The organism is Mycobacterium sp. TH-M106 (genome assembly GCF_057473765.1).
This window is the reverse complement of sequence record NZ_JBYCLE010000352.1, coordinates 1-8,081: the sequence shown is the minus strand read 5'-3', so window position 1 is coordinate 8,081 and position 8,081 is coordinate 1. Positions and strand designations below refer to the sequence as shown.

The 8,081-nt window shown below is 68.1% G+C and carries 10 protein-coding genes and 2 pseudogenes; 4 read left to right on the top strand and 8 right to left on the bottom strand.

What is annotated here, in order from left to right; genetic code table 11:
* The 6 genes and pseudogenes from AC2VOP_RS12280 to AC2VOP_RS12255 all read right to left on the bottom strand — a co-directional run.
* A partial coding sequence (locus tag AC2VOP_RS12280) for a DUF5642 family protein (protein WP_486961223.1) occupies window positions 1–376 on the bottom strand: 376 nt, incomplete at its 3' end.
* Between the two features lie 55 nt (window positions 377–431).
* Window positions 432–1,334: a GTPase Era gene (era, locus tag AC2VOP_RS12275; RefSeq protein WP_486961222.1), complete on the bottom strand. Its 903-nt coding sequence runs from the start codon at window positions 1,332–1,334 to the stop codon at window positions 432–434.
* Window positions 1,331–2,674 carry a hemolysin family protein gene (locus AC2VOP_RS12270; RefSeq protein ID WP_486961221.1) on the bottom strand — a complete coding sequence of 448 codons (1,344 nt, stop codon included), beginning with the start codon at window positions 2,672–2,674 and terminating at the stop codon, window positions 1,331–1,333. The genes era and AC2VOP_RS12270 overlap by 4 nt, the downstream gene beginning before the upstream one ends.
* Window positions 2,671–3,210 (bottom strand): rRNA maturation RNase YbeY, encoded by a 540-nt coding sequence (gene ybeY, locus AC2VOP_RS12265; RefSeq protein ID WP_486961220.1) that lies wholly within the window; start codon window positions 3,208–3,210, stop codon window positions 2,671–2,673. The genes AC2VOP_RS12270 and ybeY overlap by 4 nt, the downstream gene beginning before the upstream one ends.
* Window positions 3,207–3,557 (bottom strand): annotated as a pseudogene (locus AC2VOP_RS12260) (PhoH family protein); the annotation flags it as partial. The pseudogene AC2VOP_RS12260 and the gene ybeY, both read right to left, overlap by 4 nt.
* A gap of 840 nt (window positions 3,558–4,397) precedes the next feature.
* A pseudogene (locus tag AC2VOP_RS12255) lies at window positions 4,398–5,099 on the bottom strand (PhoH family protein); the annotation flags it as partial.
* Between the two features lie 131 nt (window positions 5,100–5,230).
* Between AC2VOP_RS12255 and AC2VOP_RS12250 the strand changes: the two are divergent.
* Genes AC2VOP_RS12250 through AC2VOP_RS12235 form a run of 4 tightly spaced genes read left to right on the top strand, consistent with a single transcriptional unit; the run spans window position 5,231 to window position 6,493 of the window.
* Window positions 5,231–5,470 (top strand): hypothetical protein, encoded by a 240-nt coding sequence (locus AC2VOP_RS12250; RefSeq protein WP_486961219.1) that lies wholly within the window; start codon window positions 5,231–5,233, stop codon window positions 5,468–5,470.
* Window positions 5,455–5,850, top strand: coding sequence for a type II toxin-antitoxin system VapC family toxin (locus AC2VOP_RS12245; protein WP_486961218.1), 396 nt, complete (start codon window positions 5,455–5,457; stop codon window positions 5,848–5,850). Before AC2VOP_RS12250 ends, AC2VOP_RS12245 begins: the two co-directional genes overlap by 16 nt.
* A 44-nt stretch (window positions 5,851–5,894) precedes the next feature.
* The gene (locus tag AC2VOP_RS12240; protein ID WP_486961217.1) at window positions 5,895–6,092 is read left to right on the top strand and encodes an antitoxin Phd; all 198 of its coding nucleotides are present in this window, start codon (window positions 5,895–5,897) and stop codon (window positions 6,090–6,092) included.
* Entirely contained in the window at window positions 6,089–6,493 is a 405-nt protein-coding gene (locus tag AC2VOP_RS12235) for a type II toxin-antitoxin system death-on-curing family toxin (protein WP_486961216.1), read from the top strand. Before AC2VOP_RS12240 ends, AC2VOP_RS12235 begins: the two co-directional genes overlap by 4 nt.
* A 43-nt stretch (window positions 6,494–6,536) precedes the next feature.
* Here AC2VOP_RS12235 and AC2VOP_RS12230 read toward each other — a convergent pair whose 3' ends face one another.
* On the bottom strand, window positions 6,537–7,298 hold the full coding sequence (locus tag AC2VOP_RS12230) for a 16S rRNA (uracil(1498)-N(3))-methyltransferase (RefSeq protein ID WP_486961215.1): 762 nt from the start codon (window positions 7,296–7,298) through the stop codon (window positions 6,537–6,539).
* A 10-nt stretch (window positions 7,299–7,308) separates the two neighbouring features.
* Window positions 7,309–8,081: DnaJ C-terminal domain-containing protein (locus AC2VOP_RS12225; protein WP_486961214.1), on the bottom strand; the 773-nt coding region annotated here is incomplete at its 5' end.

The window sequence follows — 8,081 nt, the reverse complement described above, 5'->3', positions numbered from 1 at the left end:
TGGCTTCTGCGGCGTCGAACGGCATGTCCTTGTCGGCCTGCACGGCGATGACGACGAAGCGGTTGCCGTCCCCGTCGGCGGAGAACACCGACATCTTGCCCCGGATGCCCTTGGGCAGCCGCCCGCTCGTGACGTACTCGCCGCAGTCGGACGGGTCGAACTTCACTCCCGGTGGGAGTTTCTGCGGCCCGAGCATCTTCGGGTCGATGTCTCTCGGGCCGGTGGTTTTGGTTTTGTACCCGTCGCCGAACGTCGACTTGACGTCGAACACCTTGGCGGTGTCGATCGGCTTGTGTTCTTTTCCACAGGCAGCCAACCATCCCGTGCCCATCACCAGGCCAACCGACGCGACCACCAACGGCTTGCTTATCCGCACCCACGCAATGTACCGAATGCCTTCTCGGCGCGGCCGGGCGCGCGCGACAAAGACGTCAAAAGCCCAGCCGGCCGAGTTGCCTAGGGTCGCGTTGCCAGTTCTTGGCGACCTTGACCCGCAAGTCGAGGAAGACCTTGGTGCCGAGCAGCTTCTCGATCTGGCCGCGCGCGGCGGTACCCACCTCCCGCAGCCGGGCACCGCCGCGGCCGATGACGATGCCCTTCTGACTGTCGCGCTCGACGTAGAGGACGGCGTGCACGTCGATCAGGTCGTCCCCTTCGTCTCGGCCGCGCCGCTCTACGTCTTCGACCACCACGGCCAGCGAATGCGGCAGCTCATCGCGCACCCCCTCCAGCGCAGCCTCCCGGATGAACTCGGCCATCAGGGTTTCTTCGGGCTCGTCGGTCAGCTCGCCGTCCGGGTAGAACGCCGGACCGGGCGGCAGCGCAGCGGCCAGCACGTCGATCAGCACGTCGACCTGCTCCCCGGTGACCGCCGACACCGGGACGATCTCCGCTTCACCGGCGAGCTCGCTTGCAGCGACCAGTTGCGCGGCAACCTGCTCCCGGGGCACCCGGTCGATCTTGGTGACGACGACAACCAGCGCGGTGTTGGGTGCGACCGCGCGGATCTGGGCGGCGATCCAGCGGTCCCCCGGCCCGATCGCCTCGTCGGCGGGGATGCACAGCCCGATGACGTCGACCTCGGCGTAGGTGTCGCGGACCCGGTCGTTGAGTCGTCTGCCCAGCAGGGTGCGCGGACGATGCAGACCCGGCGTGTCGATCACCACGATCTGGAAGTCGTCGCGGTGCACGACGCCGCGAATGGTGTGCCGGGTGGTCTGCGGCCGGGTGGAGGTGATGGCCACCTTCGACCCGACCAGGGCATTGATGAGCGTCGACTTGCCGGTGTTCGGCCGACCGACCAAACACACGAAGCCGGAGCGGAACTCGGTCACGTCGGCTCCAGATCAGCCATCCCCGGGGCCTCCTCAGCAAGGTCGGGGCTGACGGGACTCACCAAAACGGTGCCGATCCGCACCCGCCCACGGGCGTCACGGCCTCCCTCGGCGAGCAGCCGCAGCCCGTGTGACACTACCTGGGCCCCCGGCAGCGGCACCCGGCCCAGCTCCAGGGCGAGCAGCCCGCCCACGGTGTCGACGTCGACGTCGGCGAACCGCACGCCGCCCCGCTCGCCATACAGCTCGCCCAGGTCTTCGATCGGCAGCCGCGTCGACACCCGAAACCGGCTGTCGCCCAAGTCCTCTACCGGGGCAATTTCACCCTCGTCGTACTCGTCGGCGATCTCGCCGACGATCTCCTCCAGCACGTCCTCGATGGTGGCCAGCCCCGCGATCGCGCCGTACTCGTCGACCAGCAGCGCCATGTGGTAGCGGTGCCGCTGCATCTCGCGCAGCAGCTCGTCCAGTGGCTTGCAGTCCGGCACGAACACGGCCGGGCGCATCACCTGCGCCACGGTGGTGTCCGGGCCGTCCCGGCCGTCTTGACTGCTGCTTGACAATGAACGGGTGTGCTGAACAAGGTCTTTCAGGTACACCACGCCGAGGATGTCGTCGACGTTCTCGCCGATCACCGGGATGCGGGAGTGCCCGCTGCGCACCGCGAGCGACATCGCCTGATCGGCCGATTTGTCGGCTTCGATCCAGATCATCTCGGTGCGCGGCACCATCACCTCGCGGGCCGCGGTGTCGCCGAGTTTGAAGACCGATTCGATCATCTGCCGCTCGTCGGCGGCGACGACGCCACGCTGTTGGGCCATATCGACCACTTCGCGCAGTTCGATCTCGGATGCGAACGGCCCGTTGCGGAAGCCGTGGCCGGGAGTCAGCGCGTTACCCAGCACCACCAGCAGCCGGCTGACCGGAGTGAGCAGCACCGAAATCACCTGCAGCGGAAGGGCGGCCACCAATGCGATGGGGTATGCGTTCTGCCGGCCCAGGGTGCGCGGCCCAACCCCGATGACGACGAAGCTGACCACCACCATGGTCACGGTGGCCACGAACAGGCCCCAGTCCAGGCCGAGCGCCACGTGCAGCAGAAACACCAGCAGCGCAGTCGCAGTGATCTCGCAGGCCGTCCGCAGCAACACCACCAGGTTGATGTAGCGGGCCGGCTCGGTCATCAGCTTCGCCAGCCATGTCGCACCGGGGCGCCGCTCGCGGACCATCTCCTCGACCCGGGCCGGCGACACCGTGCTGATCGCCGCGTCCGTCGCCGCGAGTAGACCACCGAACACGATCAACGCGATCACGCTGGACAACAGCGCCGTTCCCGTCACGGTTCGTCGAAATACCTTGACTTGTCCAGCAGCCGGCGATCCCTCTCAGCCTGGGTTTCCAGGTGGTAGGCCGACACCTGGTCGGCGACCCAGTCCTGCAGCAGCCGGTCTTGCAGCGCCAGCATCTCTTTTTCTTCGTCGGGTTCGGCGTGATCGTAGCCGAGCAGGTGCAGCACGCCGTGCACAGTGAGCAGCGCCAACTCGTGGCCCAGCGAATGGCCGACGGATTCGGCCTGCCTGGCCGCGAACTCCGGACACAGCACGACGTCGCCGAGCATGGCCGGACTGGGCTCGGGTGCGTCCGGGCGTCCACCCGGCTCCAGCTCGTCCATCGGGAAGCTCATCACGTCGGTGGGCCCGGGCAGGTCCATCCAGCGCATGTGCAGGTCGGCCATGGCCGCGGTGTCCAGCAGCAGCATCGACAACTCCGCGGCCGGGTTGACATTCATCTTGTCCAGCACGAACCGGGCGACATTGACCAGCTCGACTTCGGAGACGTCGAGACCCGACTCGTTGGCCACCTCGATCCTGGTCATCGGCGGCCGCGGGTGCTCCCAGCCCGCCGGGCCGCCCGGTTCATTCCCAGCCCCGGTTGAGAGTGCTTCGCGTCGTGTCTGGCGTAGGCGTCGACGATCTCCGAAACCAGCCGGTGGCGCACCACGTCGACACTGGTCAGCTCGGCGACGTGGATGTCGTCGATGCCGTCGAGGATGTCGACGGCGGCCCGCAGGCCCGACCTGGCGCCGCCGGGCAGGTCGACCTGGGTGATGTCGCCGGTGACCACCACCTTGGACCCGAAACCCAGCCGGGTCAGAAACATCTTCATCTGCTCGGCGGTGGTGTTCTGCGCCTCGTCGAGGATGATGAACGCGTTGTTGAGGGTGTTGTGGGTGAGCAGGAAATCCTCGGTGACATACAGCGAGTCGGGGGCGGCAACCTGGATGCAGACGGCCTCCTCGGTGCCTGCCGGCTCGATGCGGTCGATGAAACGCATCGGCTTGGCGCCGCCGGCCGCGTTGTACTTCGCGGCCTTGCGGGCCGCCCGGAACGCCATGACGCCGTCGGGGAGCCGGATGTCGAGGACGTGACGCACTGCTCGACCGCGCGGCAGTCCCGCCGCCGGCCTCGTGCGCTGGGCGACGACACCGCCGAGCGAACGGACCAGGAACACCACGCCGTCACGCAGCCGATCGGAGATGGTCGTGAACTGGATCCGGCACATCCGCCCCCGCTGGATTACCCGACCGCCGTCGGAATCGAGCAAGCCCTGCAGGACAGCCAGCCGCACCTCGGGCGCGTTGACCAGGTAGACCTCGGGGATGAATGTGGTGGCCGGTCCATCGCCCAACAGGAGACCCAGTGCGTACGGGTCGAGCGGCACCGGCCGCGCGACGAAATTCACCGGCGCGCTAAGCAGCGGCAGCTCGTAGCAGTGGTCGTGCGCTGCGCGGAGATTGCCGATCATCTCTTTGGTCTGCAGCACCCGCGGCTTGTTGCGTTTCCGGTCGAGGCGGGTATACACCGACCAGAGGTGATCGCCGGACGCGAGCGTCGACGAACCATCCTGGGTGTGGATTCGGTAGATCTCCTGGAAGCCTTGTGGGAAGACGCCCAGAACTTCGGTGGGTTGTCCGTCCGAGCCAACGACCCAATCCCCGACTCGAAGCTCGCCGATAGGTCGAAAACCTTCGGGAGTCAGGACCTTGGTGCATACCGGCTGCGCCCGGCCGCGCATATAGCCCAGCGGCGCAACTTCGATGACGCCTGACGTCATCAGCTTCGAAATCAGCTCCGGGTCCATCATGTCGTAGAGCGCGTCGTAAAGCGGGCGCAGGTACGGGTCGATCTTCTCGCTCAGCGTGCCCGGCAAAAACCCAAGGCGCTCACCGGCTTCCACCGCCGGACGGGTCATGATAATACGGGTGACCTGCTTACTCTGCAGCGCGTTGACCGCCTTGGCCATCGCCAGATATGTCTTTCCGGTACCGGCCGGGCCAATGCCGAACACGATGGTGTTGGCGTCGATGGCGTCGACGTAGCGTTTCTGGTTCAGCGTCTTCGGCCGGATCGTCTTGCCGCGCCGGGACAAGATGTCGAGGGTGAAGACCTCGGCCGGTGACTCGTTGGCGGCGCCGACCAGCATCGCGACGCTGTGACGAACCGCCTCCGGTGTCAGCGTCTGCCCGCCGGCCGCGATCGCGATCAACTCGGTGAGCACCCGCTCGGCGAGCGCAACGTCGGCGCGCTCACCGGACACGGTGACGGCGTTGCCGCGCACGTGCAGGTCGGCGGCGAGGACGCGTTCGAGCGCGCGCAGGTTCTCGTCGGCGGAACCCAGCAGGCCCACGACCACATCGGACGGAATTTCGATGCTGCTGCGCACCTGCGAGCAGGAATCAGCAGCGTTGGTCTCGCGGGTCGTCACGTGGTGTCTGAGGCCTGCTTTCTGCGGTCTGAGCGAGGCTTAGTGGTGCCAGTCTACCGCTGACACCGCTGACAGCAGGCCTCGGGAGCGATGGACCGACTCCCCGCAGCCGCACATGCTAGCATGCGCACATGCGGACAACGGTGGAGATTACCGAGGAACAGCACCGTGCCCTCAGTGCGATTGCGCAGCGCCGTGGTATCCGCGGCTTCTCCGCACTGGTCCAGGAAGCATTGGACGGGTACCTCGCGGACTTGCACGTGGACGAGCTCGATCTGCTGCTCGGGCTGGAAGGTGTACTCACCGAGTCCGATGCGCGGGAAATGCGATCCCGCATCGAAGACGCGAAGACCGCGTGGCGGGCCTCGTAGTCGTCGACACCGACCTGGTGATCGACTTTCTCCGCGGCAACGGGCCTGGAACGTCGTTGGTGCGCGAATTGATCGCCGGGCGCCGCCTTCGGATCACGGCGATAACCGCATTCGAATTGCGGGTCGGCGCGGATTTTCTGGCGCGCCGAGACGACATTCTCCGACTCGCCCGGTCGCGGACCTTCCCGCTCGACCCCGGTTCGGCGCTGCGCGCCGGCGAGGTGGCCGCGTCGTTGCGGTCCGCTGGCCAAGACATCGGGATGGCGGACTGCCTGCAGGCCAGCATCTGCCTGAAGGCAGACCTCCCGTTCGCGACGCGAAACCGCCGGCACTTCGACCGGATCGCGGGCTTACGTCTGGTCGACATCGGCGCCACATAGCGTCCAGTACCGAATTCAGCACCATTTGTGGTACCATTATCGTTGTGCCGTCTTTGAACATCAGCTTCACCGACGAAGAACTGGCCGCTGTTCGTGCGGCTGCCGGGAATGAAAACTTGTCGCTGCGGGCGTTCGCGCATGGCGTCATCGTCACCGCCGCCAGTGAACACAAGCGCCGGGTCGCCGAGGCGGCGCGCCGGGTCGCCGAGCGCTCGACGGAGTTGAATCGCCGCTTGGCTTGACCGAGTTTTTAGACCGCGACGACGTGCTCACCGCCGGGGCGGTGGCCGTCGGTCACGTGCTCGACGTCGGCGACTACGGGCTGCTCGACGCGGCCCTGGCCCGACCCCGGACGACGATATTCGGTGTGGACGCCTATCCCGGCCTGTACTCCAAGGCTGCGGCGCTGTTGCAGTCGCTGGCCCGCAACCACGCCCTCGTCGACGCCAACAAACGCACCGCGTGGGCTGCGGCGTGGACGTTTCTGGCCCTCAATGACATTGAACTCGCCTCCCACTTCGACATCGACGCAGCGGAGACATTCATCAACGACGTCGCGCAACGTGGCGAACTCGGGGTCGAGGAAATCGCCGGCACGTTGACGTCGTTTGCGGCCGAGCGCGGCTGTACCGCCGCCCAGTGATGTCACCGCCCGCCAGCCGGCTCGGCCCAGCGCGGCGTCGATGTCACCGCCCGCCAGCCGGCTCGGCCCAGCGCGGAGTCAGCACCCCCAGCGCGCCCAGCGCGACCGCGGCCGCCGTCGAGGTGCGCAGCACCGTCGGCCCCAGCCGCACCGCCACGGCTCCGGCGTCGGTCAATGCGGCGACCTCGTCGTCGGTGATGCCGCCCTCCGGGCCGACCACCAGCGCCAATGATGGCGCCCCTGCCAGCGCCATGCGGCCTAACCCCACCGTCGCCGATTCGTGGAGCGCCAGCACCACCACACCGGCGCCAATCTGTTCACTCACCCACGACACCAGCGCGGCGGTGGACAGCACACCGGAGACCGGCGGCACATGAGCACGCCGGGACTGCCCTGCCGCTGCCCGCGCCACCGCCCGCCACCGCGCTAGCCCTCTGTCAACCCGCGACCCGTCCCAGCGTGCCACGCAGCGGGCCGCCTGCCAGGCGATGAACCCGTCGGCACCGGCCTCGGTGGCCAGCTCGATCGCCAGCTCGGAACGGTCGGACTTGGGCAGTGCCTGCACCACCGTCACCGCCGGTGCGGCCGGTGCCACGGTCCAACGGTCCAACACCCGGGCGCGCAGCCCCGCCCGGCCGGCCTCTTCCACCCGGCAACGGGCCAGGCCGCCGGCTCCGTCGGACAGCATCAACTGCTCACCGGAGCGGATGCGGCGCACCGCTGCGGCGTGGAATCCCTCGTCACCGCCGACTACGGCCAGCGCCCCGCCATCGGGCAGGTCGTCGACGTAGAATAGGCCCGCCACCGGTCCCGGCTCAACGCCCGGAAAATGTTTCCCGCAGCCGGCTGAACAACCCGCCGCCGCCGTCGCCGCGGGTGGAGCGGACCTCGGGTGCGTCGTGCTGGCGGTGGTTTTTCAGTTCGCGCAGCAACTCGGTGTCGCGGGAGTCCAGCCGGTCGGGCACGACCACCTCGACGTGGGCGTGCAGGTTGCCGCGCACCCCGGACCGCAGGTGCGGCATGCCGTGACCGCGCAGCGTGATGGTGGCCCCGGGCTGGGTGCCGGGCGCGATGGCGATCTCGGTGCGCCCGTCCAGAATCGCGTCCACCGTCACCGTGCCACCCAGCGCCGCGTCGACCATCGGCACCGCGACGGTGCAGTGCAGGTCGTCGTTGTCGCGGACGAAGATGTCATGCGGCTGCTCGTGGACCTCGACGTACAGGTCGCCGGCCGGCCCGCCGCCGGGCCCCACTTCTCCCTGCGCGGCCAGCCGGACCCGCATGCCGTCGCCGACGCCGGCTGGGATCTTCACGCTGATCTCGCGACGGGACCGCACCCGGCCGTCACCGCCGCAGTGCGAGCACGGATCCATGATGACCTCACCGACACCGCGGCAGACCGGGCACTGCCGCGACGTCATCACCTGACCGAGCAACGAACGCTGCACGCTTTGCACCTCGCCGCGGCCACCGCAGGTGTCGCAGGTGGTGGGCTTGGTGTCGCCGTTGGTGCCCCGCCCCTGGCAGCGGTCGCACAGCACCGCGGTGTCGACGGTGACCTGCTTGGTCACCCCGGTGGCGCACTCGG

Bases quoted from the DNA above. Each gene is read 5' to 3' on its own strand.
- ybeY (WP_486961220.1), bottom strand. From the start codon at position 3,210: ATGACCAGGATCGAGGTGGCCAACGAGTCGGGTCTCGACGTCTCCGAA.
- AC2VOP_RS12250 (WP_486961219.1), top strand. From the start codon at position 5,231: ATGCGGACAACGGTGGAGATTACCGAGGAACAGCACCGTGCCCTCAGT.